Origin of the sequence: Kribbella sp. C-35 (assembly GCF_046549195.1) — a bacterium.
Classification (GTDB): Bacteria; Actinomycetota; Actinomycetes; order Propionibacteriales; family Kribbellaceae; genus Kribbella.
Window position 1 is genome coordinate 171,859 of record NZ_JAJPWG010000004.1, and the last position, 19,022, is coordinate 190,880.

The window sequence follows — 19,022 nt, forward strand, 5'->3', positions numbered from 1 at the left end:
ATCAGGGGGTCACGCCTCCATCGCCGCGGGCAGGCGGGTGGCCAGCACGGCCATGACTTCGTGCCGGTACACCGGCCTGGCCGCGTCACAGGTGTGCGTGAGCTGACCGGTACGGAGCATCCGCTGGACCTCGTCGACATCCGCCCCGAGCGCGGTCGCGGCACTTGACAAGGTCAACCACCCCTCGCGCAGGCGTGCGAGGACGTCCACGTCGGCGCGTCGCAGTGGCAGTTCCTTGCCGTGCGCCGTCAGCAGTCCGGCCGTGATCAGCCGCCGTACGCCGGTCTGTCCGAGGCCTAGTACGACGCCGGCCTCCGCGACCGACATCCACTGGTCGAGGCCCGACCGTACGACGTCGGACAGCAGCAGACGGCGATGCGCACGAGATCGCGCCGGCAGATGCCCCGCCCGGATCAGCCCGGCGACGCGCTGCGGCGGAACTTCCAGCAGCAGCGCGGCCTGCGCCGTGGTCACCAGTGGATCCTCGACCATCAACGGCTCTCCGAGCAGCTCGGTCAGCCGGCTCCGGAACTCCCTGACCACATCCACATCGCCCATTGCGCCCTCCCCAGGTCCGCGCCCTCAGATGTGAGCGAACGACACGGGTCCAGGGCCACCTGCTCTGTTGCATTGTGACACGCTCTGCGATGAATTGATGCAGGTCAGGACAAAGGAATCCCAGCGCTGCGGAGGAAACTCGAGGATGACGAAGAAGCGCCCGTGGGCGACGAATCCCGGCGCCGGGTCCTGGATCGCGCCAGGATCACGGGAGTCCGCGCTGGAGTTCCATCGGAGCATGCCCGGGTACGCCGCGACGCCGTTGATCGAGGTGCCCGCGCTCGCGAAGCTGCTCGGGCACGGGAGCGTGTGGGTGAAGGACGAGTCGAACCGGTTCGAGCTGCCGGCGTTCAAGGTGCTCGGCGCGTCCTGGGCGGTCAACCGTGCGCTCGGGCCGGCGCGGACATTCGCCGAGCTGGCCGCGCTGGTTTCCGGTCGCCAACTCACGCTGGTGACCGCTACGGACGGTAACCACGGCCGGGCCCTCGCGTACCTCGCGCGGGCGCTCGGGCTCCGGTCGCGCGTCTACGTCCCGGCCGGTCTGCCGGAGGCCCCGGTGCAGGCGATCCGCGACGAAGGTGCGTCCGTCATCGACACCGGGCTCCCGTACGACGACGCAGTACAGGCCGCTGCGGTCAGTGTGCGCGATGGTGACGTGCTGATCCAGGACACCGCCTGGCCCGGGTACGAGGAGGTGCCGCGGTGGATCGTCGCCGGGTATTCGACCCTGTTCGCGGAGATCGACGTACAGCATCCGGCCGCGATCGGACTCGTCGTGGTCCCAACCGGTGTGGGGTCGCTGCTGCAGTCCGCGATCGAGCACTACCGCGCGCCAGGCCGCCGTACGTCGGTCCTCGCCGTGGAACCGGTCACCGCCTGGCCCGCGATCCACAGCGGTCTGGACGCCGCGATCGCCGTCACGGATGACGAGACCCGCGCCGCCCAGTCCCTGCTCCACACCCACAACATCCCCGCCGGCCCCTGCGGCGCCGCCACCTTGGCCGCCCTCCAAGCCACCGACTCTCGCCCGTCCCCAGACGCCGTCGTCCTCATCAACACCGAGGGCGTCATCTAGCTATACGGTCCATAGCCCAATTCAAGGTACCCGGTGCGCCCTGCTGGGCTGGACAGTGGCTCCGTGACCACCACCTTTAGCGTCAACGACCGGACCTACACCACGCACGGTGCGCCGGTGGTTGTGATCTGCATCGACGGCAGCGAGCCGGACTATCACCTCGAGGCTGTCAAAGCAGGCCGGATGCCGTGGCTGGCCGGAGTACTCGACAGCGGGCGGGGAACGTCGTGGGAGGCGCATTGCGCGATGCCCGCGCTGACCAACCCCAACAACATGTCGATCGCGACCGGGCAACCGCCGTCGGTACACGGCATCAGTGGCAACTACCTCTTCGACACCTCAACGGGTGCTGAAGTGCTGATGAACGACAAGTCGTTCCTGCGGGCACCGACCTTGTTCGCGGCCGCCAATGAGGCAGGCCTCGACGTGGTCGTCGTCACTGCCAAGGACAAGCTGCGGCGGCTGCTCGGCGCGGGCGTGGTGGAGGTGGGTCCCAGCCTCGACGGCTCCGGTGAGTTCGTCGAACCGAGCCGGCGCGGGATCTGCTTCTCCGCCGAGAAGGCCGACCAGGCCACTCTCGAGGAGAACGGCATCGACGACGTGCTCGCGCTCGTCGGCAGACCGCTGCCCAGCGTGTACTCGGCGGACCTGTCCATCTTCGCGCTGGCCGCCGGCGTCGAGATCATGAAGACCCGCGGCGCCGACCTGATGTACCTGTCGCTCACCGACTACATCCAGCACAAGCACGCCCCCGGCACCGAGGCGGCCAACGACCTGTACGCCGAGATCGACCGGCACGCCGCACAACTCGAAGCACTCGGCGCGATCGTGGTCCTCACCGCCGACCACGGCATGAGCGCGAAGACCGACAGCACCGGCGCGCCGAACGTCGTCTTCGTCGAGGACGAGGTACGCCGGATCCTCGGCTCTACCGGCGCCGAGCCGGGGTCGGACGAGCTGCGCGTTATCCTGCCGATCACGGACCCGTACACCGTCCATCACGGTGCGCTGGGCTCGTTCGCCAGCGTCTATTTGCCCGCGGGCGCGGAACTCGACTCGACCATCGAGGCGCTCCGGACGATCGACGGCGTACAGACCGTGTGCAACCGCGAAGAGGCCGCTGACACCTTCGCACTGCCGGCGGACCGGATCGGCGACATCGTGGTCCTCGCCGAGAAGGGCACGGCCCTGTGCCGGTACGCCGAATGGCACGACCTGACCGGCCTCGACGCACCGCTGCGGTCGCACGGCGCACTGGGCGAGCTGCAGATCCCGTTCCTGATCAACCGGGTACTACCCCGGCCGGAGGAGCTCGACGAGCCCTGGGGCCGGCCGGCGTACATCCACAACTACGACGCGTTCTGGGTCGCCACTACCCTCGTATCGAAACCCAGCAAGGAGATCTCCCAGTGAGCCTCGACTTCAAGGTTCAGGTGGACCACCTGCTCAACTACGTCGACGGCACGTGGACAGCGAGCAGCGGCGGGCGGACCCGGCCGAACCTCAACCCCGCCGACACCGGCGACGTGATCGGAGAGTTCGGCGAGTCCGTCGCGGCCGATGTCACCGCGGCGGTCGACGCCGCCGCGGCCGCCCAGCAGGACTGGGATGCGATCGGCCCGATCGAGCGGGCCAAGGTGCTGACCAAGGCGGCCCGGCTGATCGAGGACCGGATCGAGGACTTCGCCGCGACGATCACCCGTGAGCAGGGCAAACGTCTCGGCGAGGCGCGCGGCGAGGTGACCCGCGGGCTGGCGATTCTCGAGTTCCACATCGGTGAGGCGCGCCGGATGAACGGCGAGACGACCGCCGCCGAGGAGCCGCGCACCGTCGTACTGACGTTCCGGCGCCCGATCGGCGTCGTCGGCCTGATCACCCCGTGGAACTTCCCTCTCACCATCCCCATCTGGAAGGTCGCTCCAGCACTGCTGTCAGGCTGTACGGCGGTCCTCAAACCGTCCCCGCTGACTCCGCTGACGGCGGCTCTGCTCGTCCAGGCGTTCCACGACGCGGGCGTGCCGGCCGGCGTACTCAATCTCGTTCAGGGCGACCGCGAGGCCGGCGAGGCGCTCGTCGACGACGAGCGGGTGGCCGGGATCTCCTTCACCGGGTCGCTGCCCATTGGCCAGGCCATCAATCGGGCCGGCGCCGGCCGCCTGATGCGGACCCAGCTCGAGCTCGGCGGCAAGAACGCGCTGATCGTGCTGGCCGACGCCGACCTCGACGCTGCCTGCGACGCCATCGTCCACGGCGCGTACGGGCAGTCAGGTCAACGGTGTTCGGCCACCAGCCGGATCATCGTCGACCGCGCCGTACACGACGAACTCATGGCCCTCCTGGCGCCACGCGTCCGTGCCATGAAGATCGGTCCGGGCGACCAGCCGGATGCCGACATCGGCCCGGTCGTGAACGACGAGCGTCACCAGGCCTGTCTCCGGGCGATCGAGCAGGCCGTTGCCGACGGCGCCCAACTGCTGGCCGGCGGCGAGGCCGCCGAGCTCGACACGCCTGGGTACTTCGTCAAGCCCACCCTGCTCGACGACGTCGCCTGGGACTCCGAACTCGCCCAGGAGGAGGTCTTCGGTCCGGTCCTGTCCGTCATCACCTGCGACGGGTACGACGACGCGATGCGGATCAGCAACTCGGTGAAGTACGGGATGTCCGGCACGATCTTCACCCAGAACCCGGCGCTGATGTTCCAGGCGCTGCAGGACTTCCAGGCGGGCATGTTGCACGTGAACCGCCCCGGTGTGGGCGCCTACTCGCACCTGCCGCATATGGGCGCGAAGGCCTCCCAGCTCGGCGCGCCGGAATGCTCTCCGGACGTCTGGAACTTCTACACCGACCTCCGGTCGGCCTGCATCAGGTATTGACGGGGACGCACGGCGTCTTCACCTCTTCGTGCGACGATGGCCGCGTTCCCGCAGGAAGGGCGGCCGATGTTCAGTCTCACGCAGCTGGAGATCCTGGTTCGCGTCGTCGACGACGGCAGCTTCTCCGCGGCGGCGAAGTCCCTCTACATGAGCCAGCCGGCCGTCTCCAACCACATCCGGCAGCTGGAGCGGAGCCTCGGCGTGAGCCTGGTCCAGCGGGGGCCGCACGGCGCACAGCCGACTCCTGCCGGTGCGGTCGTCGTGGAGCATGCGCGGGAGGTTCTGGCCCTGCTGGACCGGCTCGAGCACGCGACCGCCGGGTACCGCGGGCTCGACACCGGCCAGCTCGTGGTGGCCGGTACGACGACCTTGGGTACCTATCTCCTGCCGCGCCTGATCAGCGAGTTCACGATCCGCGCGCCCAAGGTCTCTTGCCAGATCCGGGTCGGGAACGAGGACACGGTCGAGTCGTGGCTGCTGGCGGGCGAGGTCGGCCTCGGCCTGTGCGCTGCGACCCCGACGGCCGAGGCGCTCCGCAGCGAGCCAGTGCTGACCGAGGACATGGTCCTAGTGGCGCCGGCCGGCTTCCCGCTGAAGGATCGCCCGATCACCGCCGCCGACATCGCGACAAGCCGCTTCCTGCTGCGCGAGCCGGGGTCGGGGACTCGCCGGCAACAGCAGCAGGCGCTGCGCGCCTGGGGTCTGGATCAGGTCGACACCTGGGACCTGTGGGGCTCGGACACGGTGAAGGAGGCGGTGCAGCAGGACCTCGGCCTGGCGGTCCTGTCCGAACACGTCGTACGCCGTGAAGTCGAGGTCGGCTTCCTGGTGTGTCTCGACATCAGCCCGGCTCCCCCGCAGCGCGAGGTCTCGCTCGTCCGCCGGGCCGACCGGATCCTGACTCCTCCCGAAGAGGCGTTCACCGCCCTGGTCCGGGCCACCGCGGAGTGGCCCGGCTGACATCCCAGGCGCTAGCCGACTGACGGGCCGAGGCCCAGGGATTGTGGTGTGCTGGAGTCCGGGGACGGCTGGTGCAGGCCCTCGTCCAGGGCGCCGTACTCGGTCATCAGGGCCGCACTGCCGCCCCACGGGGTTTGTTCCTCGGCGATGAGGGTGTTGGTGGTGAGCAGCAGGCCGGCGACCGAGGCCCCGTTCTGCAAGGCCGAGCGGGCGACCCGGAGCGGGTCGATGATGCCCATCTCGAGCATGTTGCCGTAGCGGCCTTCGAGTGCGTCGAACCCGTCGTCGACACCCATCTGGCCGGTTCGCTCGAGCACCTCCGCACCGTTGTAGCCGGCGTTCGCCGCGATCAGGTACGCCGGCTCACGCAACGCCCGCCGTACGATCTCGACACCGGTCGCGTAGTCGCCCTTCACCTCCAAGGCGTCGAGCGCCGGTGCGGCATGCAGCAGTGCCATCCCACCGCCGGCGACGATGCCCTCGGCCATCGCGGCGCGGGTGGCCGACAACGCGTCCTCGACCCGGTGCTGGAGCTCCTTCAGCTCGGCCGGGGTCGGTGCGCCGACCCGGATCACCGCGACCTTGCCGGACAGCGAACCGATCCGTTCGGTGAGCACGTCCTCGTCGACGCCGAACGTCGCGCGCTCCAGCTCGGCACGCAACTGCGCGATCCGGAACGCGACCTCCTGCTCGCGCCCGGAAGACGCGACAATCGCCGTCCGGTCCGCATTCACCCGGACCTGATCCGCGCGGCCCAGTTGGGCGACGGTCATCGTCTCGAGGCTGAAGCCCGAGTGCCGGCTGTAGACCGCGCCGCCGGTGATCGCCGCGATGTCCTCCAGCTTGTGCAGCCGCCGGTCACCGAACCCCGGCGCCTTCACGGCCACGCACTGGAACAGCCCGTTGACGTGGTTGTGCACGAGCATGCTGAGCGCCGTGCCTTCGAGGCTCTCGGCGATGATCACCAGCGGCCGCGGCTCGCGCATGATCTTGTCCAGCAGCGGCATGATCTCCTGCACCTTGGTGATCTTCTCGCTGCACAACAGGATGTACGGGTCGTCGAGGTTGGCCTGCAGGCTGCCCGGGTCCGTCACCATGTACGGCGACAGGTAGCCGTTGTCGAACTCGAATCCCTCGACGAAGTCGACCCCCATGCCGTGGACGGCGGACTCCTCGACCGTGACGATCCCGCCGTCACCGATCGTGAACAGCGCCTTCGCGATCGCGGCGCCGACCAGGTCGTCGTCATTGGCCGAGATCGCCGCCACCCGGGCGAAGTCCAGCTCGGTGGCGACCGGATGGGCGACCTCACGCAACCGCTCCACCAGCTTGCCGACCGCCAGGTCGATACCCCGTTTCACCAGAACGGGATTCCCACCGGTGCCGATCGCGGCCATGCCCTCGCGGATGATCGCCTGCGCGATCACGGTCGCGGTCGTGGTGCCGTCGCCGACGATGTCGTTGGTCTTGATCGCGGCCTCCTTCACCAGTTGCGCGCCCATGTTCTCGAACTGGTTCTTGAGGAAGATCTCGCGGGCGATCGTCACGCCGTCGTTGGTGACGACCGGCGACCCGGTGATCTTCTCCAGGATCACGTTGCGGCCCTTGGGGCCGAGCGTCGACTTGACCGCGTCGGCCAGCTGGTCGACGCCGGACAGCAACAGGTCGCGCGCCTGCTCTCCGAACCTGAGTTCCTTAGCCATCAGTTCCCTCCGGAAATGGTCTTTTACGGAACGAGGATCGCGCGGCCGCGGACACGGCCGGCGTCGAGATCGGCGACCGCGTCGGCGGCCGCGTCGAGGGGGTACGTCCGGGTGTGCAGCGTGACCTTCCCGGCCTGGGCGAGCGCCATCAGTTCGGCCAGCTCGTTGAACGTGCCGACGATGTTGCCGACGATGTTGCGTTCGGTGGAGATGATGTCCAGGGTCGGGATCTGCACCTGACCGCCGTACCCGATCACGAAGTACGAACCGCCGCGGCCGGTCATCGCGAAGCCGTCCTGCTCCGCACCTTGCTCGGCGACGAAGTCCAGTACGACGTGCGCACCGGCGCCGTCGGTGAGCTCCAGGACCGTGTCCACCTGTTTGCCGTCGGCAACGACCGTCTGGTCGGCGCCGAGCTGCTCGGCCAGCTTCAGCGCGTCCGGGTTGCGGTCGACGACGATGATCCGGGCCGCGGTCAGCGCCGCGAGGCACTGCACGCCGATGTGCCCGAGACCGCCCGCGCCGATCACCACGGCCGTCGTACCCGGCGGCAGCAGCGGAAGGGCCTTACGGACCGCGTGGTACGCCGTGATGCCGGCATCGGCCAGCGCCGCGACGTCCTGCGGCCGGGTGCTCGGGTCAAGCTTCACGCAGGCGCGGGCGGAGGTGAGGAGGTATTCCGCCATCCCCCCGTCGCTGTCGAGCCCCGGGAACGTGCTGTTCGCGCAGTGCATGTCGTCCCCGGCACGGCAGGCGCGGCAGAGCCCGCAGGTCGGGGTCGGGTGCAGGATGACGGTGTCGCCGACCTGCACGTTGGTGACGGCCGAGCCGACCTCGTGGACCCAGCCGGCGTTCTCGTGGCCGATCGTGTAGGGCAACGACGGGTGCATCGCCGCGTCCCACTGGCCTTCGATGATGTGCAGGTCGGTACGGCACACTCCGGCGCCGCCGATCTTGACGACGACGTCCAATGGGCCTTTGACGACCGGTTCCGGTACGTCGTCGACCACTGGTTGCTGGTGGTACCCGTGCAGTCGAACGGCCTTCATCCCTGTTCCTCCTCGCCCGCACCGGACTCGGCGTACCGGTGCTTCAGCATTCCCCTGCAGATCCCGGTGTTGGCCTCGATGCCGGTCCGGGTCAACCGGGCCAGCCCGAGGTGCCGTGCCGCCGCGGCACCGGCGATCGCCGCCCCCGTGCCGACGTCGACGAGGAGCGGCGCGTCCGGACCCACCGGCAGCCCGAGCTCGGCCCGGCGCCGGAGCAGCCGGTCGAGCTCGGGTGACGGCGGCACGTCGGCGATCGTCAGCCGGGCGACGCCGACCGGATCGATGCCTGACGCAACGAGCGGCCGGCAGACCTGATCGGTCCCGGCCAGCACCGCCTTGGCGACGAAGGTACGGCGCAACTCGTCCAGCTCGGCCGTCGCCTCACCGTCGAACGACGCCACGAACCCGGCCCGCAACGCCACGCCGGCGTTGATCTGCGCGGCCGCGAAATGGTCCTCCAGCGCGACGTCGGCCGAGCGTACGGCGGGCAGCGCGGAGACCACGTCGTACGCGTCGGCGACCATCAGGAAGGCGAAGTTCGGCGCACAGAAGTACGTGGGCAGCCGCAGCCGGACGACCACGTCGCCGGCCGCCGACACGACGCAGGTGGACACGAAACCCAGCGTCGTGATCGGCTCGTCCAGCTCCGGGTCCCGGACCGCACCCAGTGCGTCCAGGACCCGGTCCCGCTCGGTCATGACCGCCGTCATTACGACGCAACCAGCTTGGAGTCGTCCTGCGCGGCCGGTGTCTCCTCCTTCAGTTGCAGCTCGTCCGGCACCTTGAGGTCGTACAGCTTGGCGGCGTTCAGCCCGAGGATCTTCTTCTTCCCTTCCACCCCGAGCCGCGGGTAGTCAGAGAACTCCGGCTGGTCCGGGAACTCCCAGTCCACGAAGCCCTCGATCTGCCACTTCGGCTCCCAGATGCCGTAGTCGCTGCCGAACGTCATCTTGTCCTCGCCGACCCAGAACAGCAGCTCGCCCATCACCTTCGCGAAGAACTGCGGCCGGGCGTGCATCAGACCGCCGATGACGACCGACAAGCCGGCGTACACGTTGGGCTCCTGGGTCGCCATGAAGCAGAAGTCCTCGATCCGCGGCAGCCCGACGTGCTCGACGATGAAGTTGAGCTCCGGGAAGTCGGTCGCGGCGTGGTCCACGTCGGCGACGTCGAACGCGTCCTTGTCCAGCGGCCAGATCGTGGGGCCCTTGTGAACGTGGATGTTCTTGATCCCGAGCTCCTGGGCCTTCGCCAGGTAGGTGTACGCCGCGGGGTCGGTGAGCTTGTAGCCGCGCGAGCCGGCGTTCCACTCCGCGGTGTACAGCTTCACACCGCGCGAGCCGTACCGGTCGACGTTGCGCTTCAGCTCCTCCAGCCCGGCGTCCCCGTCCCGCGGGTCGAACCGGGTGTTGTGGACGAACATGCCCGGGTGCTTCTCACCCAGCGCCGCGTTCCGCTCGGTGGTGTTGAACCCGTCCTTGTACCACTCCTTCAGGTACGTCGGCTGGAACACCGCGACGTCCACGTAGCCGTCCTCGAAGACGTCCTTCATCAGGTCGTCCTCGGAGTACTTCATGAACTTCTCGATGGTCCAGTGGGTCTCCTTCGGCGCGAGGCTCTGGTAGGCGTGGAAACACTCGATCCAGCCTTTGGCGTACTGTTCCGCGCCGGGCACCCAGTTGTCCGGCGACGCGTCCCAGAAGTGCATGTGGCTGTCGACCACGAAGTACTTCTCACCGTTCTTCTCGTACACGTTCGACCTCCCTTACTTGGAGGCGATCAGGTCGAAGCCGAGGTACTCGGCCGCGTCCTCGGGATTGGCGACCAGGATGGTCCGGTCGTCGGTGTGGATCATGCGCCCGTAGTGGGTCGACATGTTCTCCTCGAACTCGGCCTGGTCGAAGTAGCCGGGCTCCTCACCGAGGGCCTCGGAGATCTCGTCGTACACGACGTCCATCCGGCCGACCGCGTCGACCCGGATCATCGACGGCAGCGGCGTCACTGTGACGTTGTCCAAGTGGCTCATCACCTCGGCGACGACCGCGCCGACCTGGTTGTTCATCAGCGTGAAGCCGGCCCGGTTGGACGCGGTGCTGTCCGACTTGAAGGGGCTCTCGACGGTTGCCTTGAGCGTGGTCACTGTGCCAACTCCTTCGGTGCCTCGAGGCCCAGCGAGCCGAGGATGCCGCTGAACCGGTTCTTCGCGCGGTCGAGACCGTCCTCGAACCGTGGTGGTTTGGCGTCCGGCTGCGACCACAGCGGCTGCAGCGTCCGGGCCGCGGCCAGGGACTTCGCCGTCCAGGACCCCAACCAGTCCGTCAGGATCGCCTTGTTGTGGTCCGCGAACTCCTTGTCTCCTGTGAGCAGCTCGAACATCGCCGTGGTGTAGCGCAGGTCGCGTTCGGCGAAGTCGTATTCTGCGGCGCCGATCACCGTCGGTGTGACGAAGTCGCCGTTGCGCGGCGCGGCCTGCTGGACCAGCTGGCTGCGGAACAGCTCGCCGACGAGTGGCTCGAAGACGACGTTCGCGGCGAAGATCGCCTCGCACCAGTCGTCGATCGCCGTCAGCTGCTCGGCGACGTCACGGACCCCCTGCCAGGCCGGGTCGGAGTTCCAGGTCGCCAGGTGCGCGCTGCCGTCGAAACCGTCGATCTCCTCGGACAGCGTCAGGTTGTACAGCGCGAGGTCCTGCGCGGCACGGATCCGGTGCATGCTGTTCACCGAGATCGCGTTGTTGTGCATGTTCGTCGGCGCGCGCCGGTTCGCGTTCGCGTACAGGTACAGGCCGAGACCGTGGTCGACGTGCATCCAGGCGCCGATGTGCTGCTCGACGAAGCGGACCCAGTTCGGGTTCCACTGCTCGAACGCCTTCGACTGCTTGGCCGCCTCGATGTTCTGGGTGACCTGGCGGACGACGCTCGAGTTGTACCGGTAGAGCGTCATCTCCCATTCTTCGTTCGGGTCGCGGAACTCGTGCCAGCCGGTCGCCGGCCAGTCCTTGACGAGCAGGCCGCCGGTGCCCGGTCCGCGCTGCGGTGACGGTTTGTCGGAGCCCCAGGCCTTCAGCACGGTCCAGTCGAGCGGATACCCGCCGCGCCCGTCGGCGAACCCGTACAGCCAACCCTGGGTGAGGTAGTGCCGCGGATCCGGCTGGACCTCCACGGTGACGTCCTCGTAGTGGCTCTGCTTGCGCTTCTGCGGCTTGTAGTAGTTGTAGTGCCGGAGTGTCGAGTCCGGGAACTCGCGGGCGCCGGCCTCGGCGTCGGTGAAGACCGGCTTGGGAACACTGCGTTCGAACTTAGGTGTGTCCTGTGTGGTGGTCATCGGCTTCCTGCCTCCAGCACCTTCGCGTCACCGGCGTCGCCGGTCGTGGTGAACTTGTCGTAGTAGATGTGCTTCGTCGTGACACCGAGCCGTTCGAGCAGCGGGATCGCCGCCTCGACCATCGGCGGCGGACCGCACACGTACGCATCCGCGCCGGTGAGATCCGGCTCGAGCCGGCGGACCACGTCGGTGATCAGTCCGCTCTCGCCGTCCCACTCGTCTTCCGACAGGGCCGGTACGAACCGGAACTGCGGTAACCGTTCCTCCAGCTCGCGGAGCTCGTCTTCGAAACACAGGTCGGCACGAGTCCGGGCGCCGTAGTAGAAGACCGCCGGCCGGTCGATGCTGCGGTCGGCCATCGACCGCAGCAACGACAGGATCGGCGCCAGTCCGGCGCCGCCACCGACGAAGACCAGCCGGGCGCCCGGGTTGTCCCGGAGGGTGAACACCCCGAAGGGCCCGCTCAGCTCCAGTCGGTGGCCGACCTGCAGTTCGGTGTCGAGAAACTCCGAGAACAGGCCGCCCGGGTAGACCTTGATGACGAACTCGAGTTGCCCGCTCTCGCGACTCGAGGTGTTGGCCATCGAGAACGAGCGGCTGGCATCCCAGCCCGGCACCTGGAGGTCGACGTACTGCCCGGGAAAGAACTTCAGCTCGCCGGGGCCGGAGAGCTTCAGCACCAGGTGCCGCAGGTCGTGGGTCACCGGGGTGATGGCCACGACCTCGGCGGTGCGCTCCTGGATCGGCAACCCGGAGCGGATCATCTCCTCGTCGTAGTTGAGCAGCTCGATCGTGAGGTCCTCGAACGCGTGCGCCCGGCAGAGCAAGGTGTAGCCCTCGTCCAGCTCGTACTCCGGCAGCGCGAAGGTGGAGTACCGGTCCAGGTCGATGTCCTCACCGTCGAGGACGAACGACTTGCAGGACGCGCACTGTCCCTCCTTGCAGCCGTGCATGAGCATCACGCCCTGCTCGGCCGCGGCACGCAGGATCGTCTGTTCCTCGTCGACCTCGATCTCGATGCCGACGGGCTCGAACCGCACGACGTGCTTGCCGCCCATCGGATCAGGCGTCGGCAGGTGCGGGGCGGCCGGCGGGGCCTCCCTTGACGTAGCGGGCGGCGAACGCGGTGCGCTCGTCATCGGTCATCTCGTTGAGCAGCACGTTCGGGCTCGCCAGCGGCGGGCACTTGCGCAGGTGGTCGAGCGTCCACATCTTGTCCGGGTTCAGGTCCAGGTGCGGCTGCGCGACCATCGTCTTGCCGTCGTCGCGGACGAAGCCCATGTCCGACACCACGTCGGCCCAGTTCCAGCCGTGGTACAGCGTCTCCCACTCGCGGTGGCCGATCAGCTGGCCCATGTTCGGCGTCTGCCGGCCCTGGTACGTCGGCCGGAACGCGGTCTCGTCGGTCCACTTGCACATCTCGTGGCAGTACGTCCGCCACTGGCCGTCGACCTTCGCCATCACCATGTCCTCACGGACCAGGCACGGCACCATGCACGTCCAGCAGCGGTGCGGGTACTCGTAGTCCACGTCCTCGAACACGATCGGCTTGTGCCCGTTCGGGCGCGACAGCCGGTTGTAGTTCTCCCACCAGGCGCCGTACTTGTCGTACCAGCCCGGGTACTTGTACTCGAACCACTCGAAGTCCTTGTCCGTCATCGGGTCGATCCGCCAGTAGTTGGCGAGCCAGCCGGTGGCGAAGAACTGCGCGACCTCGTGCACGTAGCCCTTGTTCCAGATCTGGTTCCAGGACTCCTCGATCAGGTCGTGTGGGATCTCCAGCCCGTACTTCTCCAGCGGTACGAGGTAGCTGCGGTAGTAGTCGTCGTAGATCCAGCGGCGCCACATCTCGGCGTACGACTCGCGGTCCTTACGGCGGTCCTTGGTGCCGTACTCGATGAACGTGCCGATGGCCGCGTCGACGACGCGGTGGTTGTTCCACCACGCGTACCGCAGGTCGCGGGCCAGCAACTGATGGTTGTCCTCGTCGGCGAGCGCCATCAGCAAGGTGGCGTACCCGTTGCTGATGTGCCGGGACTCGTCCGACTGCACCGAGTGGAAGACCGTCGGCAGCAGGTAGTCGCCGTTGGCCGCGGCCTCGGCCGGCATCGCGACGAACAGGGTGTTGGTGAACGCGGTCTCCGCCACGATGGTCAGGTAGATGCTGGCCGCCGTGATCGCGTCACCGGTGATGAACCCCTCGGCGAACTGGCGGCCGATGGTGCCGCAGTAGTCGCTCTGGAAGTTCCGCAGGCTCGAGTTGAAGCCCGCCGGGTCGATGTAGTTGTTCATGTAGAGGCGTTTGAGGTTCTGCTGGATCGTCGAGTGCCTGACCTCGTCGATCATCTGGATGGCCTGTCCGTTGTGCAGTTCGGGGTTCGGGACGGTCCGGAACAGCAGCGGCATCGCCCGCGCGGCGGAGATCTCCGGCAGCGGGATGATGCTCAGGAACAACTTCTGCCACTCCAGCCAGCGCTCCTGCACCTGGCGGAACATGTTGCCGCGGATCGCGCCGTCGGAGGCGCCGTACACCCGGTGGTCCTTCTCTTCCTGCATCGGGAAGTACGACCGCAGGACCTGCTTCAGCGGGTCCTTCTTCTGCGCCTTGCGGAACGTGTAGTCGGTGCCGTACTGGGAGACCGGCTCGTGGTACGCCGGTTCCCAGGACAACTCCTGGATCTTCTGGTGGGCCTTCGCCACACTCTGGCGACTCATGGCACTCCTCCCGCTCATGTGACCGGCTTTCATCTGCAGTACACGTGGGTGGGCGTGTGCTGAAGGTCTCAAATTGAGAAGGGCGTCACGGCGCTCCGAGCATCCGTTCCCGCAGCTCCGCCAGCTCTTCCGCGGTCTGTTGCGCGATTCGTTGGTCGCCCTGCGGATCCGGCCGAATGCCGAGGCAGCGCAACAGTTCGGCGGCCGGCTCGCCGGGGTGCCCGGTCGCGCCGAGGACCGGGTGCAGGCCGGCGTCCGCGAGGTGCTCGAAGACCAGGTGGACCACGGTCCACGGGTTGTACGACTCCTCGTTCTCGATGTTTTCCACGCGGCTCCCTCCTCTTCGCATCACAAACCCTGGGCGAGCGTCCGGTTGTCTCAATCTGAGACAGCAGTTGCGGCTGAGTGCATTAGGCTCGAAGAGGACCGGGTGGGGCCCGCGGATCCGCGCTGTTCCACCTGGTGTCAGGAGGCCCCGGTGGACGAGATCGCACCCTCGATGGAGGACAACCGGCGGGCCGCGACGGCCCGGCTGAACTTTCTCACCCTGGATCCGGTTGCGCCGCAGGACGTCCGGCCGCCGATCCTCGCGTCCTGGGTCCGCTCGCGGCATTGGAACCTGCCCGCGGACCGGATCACCTTGCCGTACGTCGCGGACCCGGACAAGGACCTCCCGCTCACCCGTAGCGCGGGTCCGGTACTGCGGAAACTTCACGAGAACCTCGACGGACAGCCGATCAGCGTCATCCTCACCGACCGCTCGGGCCTGGTGCTGCAACGCCTGACCGCGGACACCGAACTGGCGCGGCATCTCGACAAGGTCTACCTGGCGCCGGGCTTCAGCTACGCCGAGGAGTTCGCCGGTACGAACGGGATCGGGACCGCGCTGGACGTCGGCGGACCGATGCACGTGTTCGGCCACGAGCACTACGCCGAGGACCTGGAGGACCTCGCGTGCGCCGGCGTACCGATCAAGCATCCGTTGAACGGCAAGACGATCGGCGCGATCGACCTCACCTGCTGGCGCAAGGACGCCGGGTCGCTGCTGATGGCGCTCGCCAAGAGCACGGCCGAGAGCATCCGGGCCGCGCTGCTCCGCGACAGCTCGACGCGGGAGCTCTCGCTGCTGGAGGCGTACCTGCAGACGTCCCGCCGGCTCGGTGACATGGTCATCGCGATCGACGACGACCTGCTGCTGATGAATGCCAAGGCCCGGCAGTCGCTCGATGCCAGTGACCAGCGCGCGGTCCTCGGGCACGCGGCCGAGATCCTTGGCCACGGGGGCACCGAGACGATCCTCGCCGAGTTGCCGACCGGGGCCTGGGTCCGGATCACCGGCCGCCCGATGGGTGGGCGCGCCGGGGCCGGAGTCCTGCACATCAGCCCGCATTCCTCCGGTGTGGACCTGCGGTCGCCGGCGTCAGGTCATCGACCGCCGCCGCGTCCGGTGCTGCCGGGACTGGTGGGCCGGAGCGCGCCGTGGCTCGGCAGCAGCCGCGAGGTCGACAATGCCTGCCGGGCCGGCCAGTGGGTCGTGCTCAGCGGGGAACGCGGCGTCGGCAAGGTCGCGCTGGCACGTGCCGCGCACCATCAGAACAACCCGGCCGGCCCCTTCCACATCGTGGACGCCGCCCGGACGGGTGACGGTTTCGCCGCCGAGCTCGATGCCGAGCTGGCCGACGACTCCGTGCAGGCCCTGGTGATCCGGCACGCCGAGTGCCTCGACGCGGACGGACTCGACGGCCTCGTCGAGGCGCTGTACGGCGTACTCGAGCGCCGACCCTCCGCACCGCCCTGGATCGCGCTCACGCTCACGTGCGAGAACGGCGACACCCCGGACCTCGGCGAGCTGCTGACGCTGTTCCCGTTGACCGTGGAGGTGCCGCCGCTGCGGCACCACATCGAGGACGTGCGCGACCTGGTACCGCATTTCCTCAACCAGCTGAGCCACGGTGACCTCAAGTGCGCACCGGACACCATGCAGCAGCTGCTGCGCTCGTCGTGGCCCGGGAACACGGCCGAGTTGTGCCAGGTCCTCAAGCAGGTCGTCGTACGGCGTCGCCGGGCCGGTGTGATCACGCCGGCGGACCTGCCCGCCGGCACCCGGGCCGTCAGCCGTCGCAGCCTCAGCCAGCTGGAGGCCCTGGAACGCGACGCCATCGTCCACAGCCTGCTCGCCAACGGCGGGCACAAGGGCCGCGCCGCCAAGTCGCTCGGCATGTCGCGCGCGACCATCTACCGGAAGATCCACGACTATGGAATTCAGTCTCCGTAAATGTGATCGGAGCTGCACCTGAAATCGTCACTTCTGGCACAAGTGATCAATTTGCCCTTGCCGTGAGGCCTGCGCTCGCGGTGAGATAGCTCTGTGACGGAAACGCGACCCGCCGACGCGGCGGAGGGGCGGAGCTTCTCGTACCGCCCGTTCATCTGGCTCGCGGTCGCGACGTTCTCGATGGGCATCGACGGCTACGTGCTGGCCGGCCTGCTGCCGCAGATCGCCGGCGACCTGTCGGTCACCCCGGCGGCCGCTGGCCAACTGATGTCGGTGTTCGCGTTCACCGCCGCGCTGGCCGGTCCGGTGCTCGGCACGCTGACGTCACGGTGGGAACGCCGTACGACGATCGTGCTGTCACTGGGTGTGTTCGTGCTCGGCAACGTGGTCGTCGCGATCGCGACCACCTATCCGGTCGCGATCAGCGGCCGCGTGATCGCGGCGCTCGGCGGCAGTCTGCTGAACGCCGCCGTCACCGGGTACGTGATCGCGCTGACGCCGTCCGAGCACCACGGCAAGGCGTTGTCGTTCGTGCTCGGCGGGTGGATGACCGCGACCGCGCTCGGCGTACCGGTCGGTCTGCTGCTCGGGCAGTCTTCCTGGCGCTTCCCGATGATCCTGGTCGCGGTGGTCGGCACGATCGCACTGATCGGCATCCTGCTCCGGCTTCCGCAGTTGCATCTGCCCGGCGGCACCCTCGTCGAACGCCTCCGCCCGCTCGGCCAGCCACGGCTGGTCGCGGGACTGCTCGTCACCACGGGCATCCTGTGCAGCAGCTACGCCTGCTTCACCTACGCGACGCTGATCCTCGGACCGCATTTCCACGCCGAGTGGGCGATGATCCTGATCATGTTCGGGTACGGCGTCTCGAGCATGGCCGGCAATGCGGTGACGGGACGCCTGGTCGACAAGTTCACCGCGCTCCGGGTGCTGACCGTTGTGCTGGTCGGGCTGCTGCTGAACGCCGTACTCGGCATGATCGCGCTGATGTTCGCCCCGGCCGTGGTGGCGGCCGTCTGGGGTCTGGTCTGGTTCTTCTCGGCCGGCGTCGGCAACGGCGGCGGAGCCGTTCCGCAGCAGGCGCGACTGGCGTCGATGGCACCGGCCTCGGCGGCGATCGTGATGGCGCTGAACGGCAGCGCGATCTCGCTCGGTTCGGCCCTCGGCAGCGGCCTGGGCGGTGTCGCACTGACCGCGGGCTCCTCAGCGAACGGACTGCTCGGCGTCTCGGCTGTCGTCCTGACGATCACCGTCAGTCTGCATCTACTTGTCGCGCGTGCTTCAAAAGCCGCCGTCGGGTGACGGACACCTGCACCGCCGAGACGGTTGAGGAGTTCTCATACCGGCCGCTTGTCTGGCTGGCCGTGGCCACGTTCTCGATGGGAATCGACGGGTACGTCCTGACCGGGTTGCTGCCCGCCATCGCCGCGGACCTGCACGTCAGCGTGGCGGCCGCGGGCCAGTTGATGTCCGCGTTCGCGCTGACGGCGGCCTTCGCCGGGCCGGTTCTCGGAACGGTGACCTCGCGGTGGGAGCGCCGTACGACGATCGCCGCGGCGCTGGCCGTCTTCGTGCTCGGCAACCTGGTGGTCGGGCTCGCCACGACGTACCCGATCGCGTTCGCCGGCCGGGTGCTGGCGGCGCTCGGCGGCTGCCTGCTGAACGCGGCCGTCAGCGGTTACGTGATCGCGGTGACGCCGGTCCGGCACCGCGGGAAGGCGTTGTCGTTCGTGCTCGGCGGGTTGCTGACCGCGACGGCGCTCGGCGTGCCGGTGGGCCTGGTGATCGGGCAGTCCAGCTGGCGCTACCCGATGATCCTGGTCGCCGTGATGGGCACGATCGCCCTCGCCGGCATCCTGCGCGGCCTTCCTCGCCGGCAGCTTCCGCACGGCCGGCTCACCGACCAGCTTCGCCCGCTCGGCCGGCCCCGGCTACTCGGCTCCCTGCTCGTCACGAGTGGCATCCTCGCCGGCAGCTTCACCTGTTTCACGTACGCCGTCCTGATCCTCGGCCCGTCCTTTCCAGCAGGCTGGATGATCGTCGCGATCATGTTCGGGTACGGCGTCGCCAGTGCGCTGGGCAACGCGATCACGGGCCGGCTGGCGGACCGCTTCCCGGCACCGCGCGTACTCACCGTCGTCCTGATCGTCCTGCTGCTGAACTCGGTACTCGGCCTGGCAGGCCTGATGCTCACCTCGGCCACCGCGCTCGCGGTGGTCGGCGTCAGTTGGTTCTTCCTTCAGGGCGCCGGCAACGGCGGCGCGGCGGTGCCGCAGCAGGTCCGGCTCGGCGGCCTCGCCCCGGAATCCGCCGCGATCGTGATGGCCCTCAACGGCAGCGCGATCTCGCTCGGTGCCGCGCTCGGCAGCGCCGTCGGCGGCCTCGCCCTGACCGCCGGCACCGCACCGTCCGGGCTCCTCGGCCTCGCCGCCGTCATCCTCGCGGCGACCGTGGTGCTGCATCTCGTCGTCTCCAGACCCTAGAATTCGG

Annotated in this window: 17 protein-coding genes; 7 read left to right on the plus strand and 10 right to left on the minus strand. The window is 68.4% G+C overall.

Translation table 11 applies throughout. The features are described from left to right. Positions 1–9: 9 nt before the first annotated feature. Positions 10–558: a hypothetical protein gene (locus tag ACLJOO_RS26670; RefSeq protein WP_410790132.1), complete on the minus strand. Its 549-nt coding sequence runs from the start codon at positions 556–558 to the stop codon at positions 10–12. 145 nt (positions 559–703) lie between these two features. Between ACLJOO_RS26670 and ACLJOO_RS26675 the strand changes: the two genes are divergently transcribed. From ACLJOO_RS26675 to ACLJOO_RS26690, 4 genes are all read left to right on the plus strand, one after another. Further along, positions 704–1,633 carry a pyridoxal-phosphate dependent enzyme gene (locus tag ACLJOO_RS26675; RefSeq protein WP_410790133.1) on the plus strand — a complete coding sequence of 310 codons (930 nt, stop codon included), beginning with the start codon at positions 704–706 and terminating at the stop codon, positions 1,631–1,633. A gap of 63 nt (positions 1,634–1,696) precedes the next feature. Beyond that, the gene (phnA, locus tag ACLJOO_RS26680) at positions 1,697–3,046 is read left to right on the plus strand and encodes a phosphonoacetate hydrolase (RefSeq protein WP_410790134.1); all 1,350 of its coding nucleotides are present in this window, start codon (positions 1,697–1,699) and stop codon (positions 3,044–3,046) included. Continuing rightward, positions 3,043–4,506: an aldehyde dehydrogenase family protein gene (locus tag ACLJOO_RS26685; protein ID WP_410790135.1), complete on the plus strand. Its 1,464-nt coding sequence runs from the start codon at positions 3,043–3,045 to the stop codon at positions 4,504–4,506. The genes phnA and ACLJOO_RS26685 overlap by 4 nt, the downstream gene beginning before the upstream one ends. 36 nt (positions 4,507–4,542) lie before the next feature. Further along, positions 4,543–5,466 (plus strand): LysR substrate-binding domain-containing protein, encoded by a 924-nt coding sequence (locus ACLJOO_RS26690; RefSeq protein WP_410790136.1) that lies wholly within the window; start codon positions 4,543–4,545, stop codon positions 5,464–5,466. A gap of 11 nt (positions 5,467–5,477) precedes the next feature. On the opposite strand, the gene groL is transcribed toward ACLJOO_RS26690, so the two are convergent. The 9 genes from groL to ACLJOO_RS26735 form a co-directional block, all read right to left on the minus strand. Next, on the minus strand, positions 5,478–7,169 hold the full coding sequence (gene groL, locus ACLJOO_RS26695; protein ID WP_410790137.1) for a chaperonin GroEL: 1,692 nt from the start codon (positions 7,167–7,169) through the stop codon (positions 5,478–5,480). Between the two features lie 23 nt (positions 7,170–7,192). Further along, the gene (locus ACLJOO_RS26700) at positions 7,193–8,218 is read right to left on the minus strand and encodes an NAD(P)-dependent alcohol dehydrogenase (RefSeq protein ID WP_410790138.1); all 1,026 of its coding nucleotides are present in this window, start codon (positions 8,216–8,218) and stop codon (positions 7,193–7,195) included. Then, entirely contained in the window at positions 8,215–8,916 is a 702-nt protein-coding gene (locus tag ACLJOO_RS26705) for an iron-sulfur cluster assembly protein (protein ID WP_410790139.1), read from the minus strand. The genes ACLJOO_RS26700 and ACLJOO_RS26705 overlap by 4 nt, the downstream gene beginning before the upstream one ends. An 11-nt stretch (positions 8,917–8,927) precedes the next feature. Beyond that, positions 8,928–9,971: an amidohydrolase family protein gene (locus tag ACLJOO_RS26710; protein WP_410790140.1), complete on the minus strand. Its 1,044-nt coding sequence runs from the start codon at positions 9,969–9,971 to the stop codon at positions 8,928–8,930. Between the two features lie 12 nt (positions 9,972–9,983). Beyond that, complete coding sequence (gene mimD, locus ACLJOO_RS26715; RefSeq protein ID WP_410790141.1) at positions 9,984–10,358, minus strand: propane 2-monooxygenase effector subunit MimD; 375 nt, start codon at positions 10,356–10,358, stop codon at positions 9,984–9,986. Further along, the gene (locus ACLJOO_RS26720; protein WP_410790142.1) at positions 10,355–11,542 is read right to left on the minus strand and encodes a hypothetical protein; all 1,188 of its coding nucleotides are present in this window, start codon (positions 11,540–11,542) and stop codon (positions 10,355–10,357) included. Before ACLJOO_RS26720 ends, mimD begins: the two co-directional genes overlap by 4 nt. Continuing rightward, positions 11,539–12,681, minus strand: coding sequence for an NADH:ubiquinone reductase (Na(+)-transporting) subunit F (locus tag ACLJOO_RS26725; protein WP_410790143.1), 1,143 nt, complete (start codon positions 12,679–12,681; stop codon positions 11,539–11,541). Before ACLJOO_RS26725 ends, ACLJOO_RS26720 begins: the two co-directional genes overlap by 4 nt. Then, on the minus strand, positions 12,605–14,257 hold the full coding sequence (locus ACLJOO_RS26730) for a hypothetical protein (protein WP_410790144.1): 1,653 nt from the start codon (positions 14,255–14,257) through the stop codon (positions 12,605–12,607). The genes ACLJOO_RS26725 and ACLJOO_RS26730 overlap by 77 nt, the downstream gene beginning before the upstream one ends. 85 nt (positions 14,258–14,342) lie before the next feature. Beyond that, positions 14,343–14,585, minus strand: coding sequence for a hypothetical protein (locus ACLJOO_RS26735; RefSeq protein WP_410790145.1), 243 nt, complete (start codon positions 14,583–14,585; stop codon positions 14,343–14,345). A gap of 150 nt (positions 14,586–14,735) precedes the next feature. Here ACLJOO_RS26735 and ACLJOO_RS26740 point away from each other — a divergent pair, with 150 nt between their 5' ends. The 3 genes from ACLJOO_RS26740 to ACLJOO_RS26750 all read left to right on the plus strand — a co-directional run bounded on the left by ACLJOO_RS26740 (position 14,736) and on the right by ACLJOO_RS26750 (position 19,015). Continuing rightward, complete coding sequence (locus ACLJOO_RS26740) at positions 14,736–16,532, plus strand: sigma-54-dependent Fis family transcriptional regulator (protein WP_410790146.1); 1,797 nt, start codon at positions 14,736–14,738, stop codon at positions 16,530–16,532. Positions 16,533–16,625: 93 nt separating this feature from the next. Further along, entirely contained in the window at positions 16,626–17,834 is a 1,209-nt protein-coding gene (locus ACLJOO_RS26745) for an MFS transporter (RefSeq protein WP_410790147.1), read from the plus strand. After that, the gene (locus ACLJOO_RS26750) at positions 17,831–19,015 is read left to right on the plus strand and encodes an MFS transporter (RefSeq protein ID WP_410790148.1); all 1,185 of its coding nucleotides are present in this window, start codon (positions 17,831–17,833) and stop codon (positions 19,013–19,015) included. Before ACLJOO_RS26745 ends, ACLJOO_RS26750 begins: the two co-directional genes overlap by 4 nt. Positions 19,016–19,022 lie beyond the last annotated feature (7 nt).

Coding starts and splice junctions, on each gene's coding strand:
- ACLJOO_RS26690 (WP_410790136.1), top strand. CDS start 4,543: ATGGCCGCGTTCCCGCAGGAAGGGCGGCCGATGTTCAGTCTCACGCAG.
- ACLJOO_RS26730 (WP_410790144.1), bottom strand. CDS start 14,257: ATGAGTCGCCAGAGTGTGGCGAAGGCCCACCAGAAGATCCAGGAGTTG.
- ACLJOO_RS26675 (WP_410790133.1), top strand. CDS start 704: ATGACGAAGAAGCGCCCGTGGGCGACGAATCCCGGCGCCGGGTCCTGG.
- ACLJOO_RS26725 (WP_410790143.1), bottom strand. CDS start 12,681: ATGACGAGCGCACCGCGTTCGCCGCCCGCTACGTCAAGGGAGGCCCCG.
- ACLJOO_RS26705 (WP_410790139.1), bottom strand. CDS start 8,916: ATGACCGAGCGGGACCGGGTCCTGGACGCACTGGGTGCGGTCCGGGAC.
- ACLJOO_RS26670 (WP_410790132.1), bottom strand. CDS start 558: ATGGGCGATGTGGATGTGGTCAGGGAGTTCCGGAGCCGGCTGACCGAG.
- groL (WP_410790137.1), bottom strand. CDS start 7,169: ATGGCTAAGGAACTCAGGTTCGGAGAGCAGGCGCGCGACCTGTTGCTG.
- ACLJOO_RS26700 (WP_410790138.1), bottom strand. CDS start 8,218: ATGAAGGCCGTTCGACTGCACGGGTACCACCAGCAACCAGTGGTCGAC.
- ACLJOO_RS26720 (WP_410790142.1), bottom strand. CDS start 11,542: ATGACCACCACACAGGACACACCTAAGTTCGAACGCAGTGTTCCCAAG.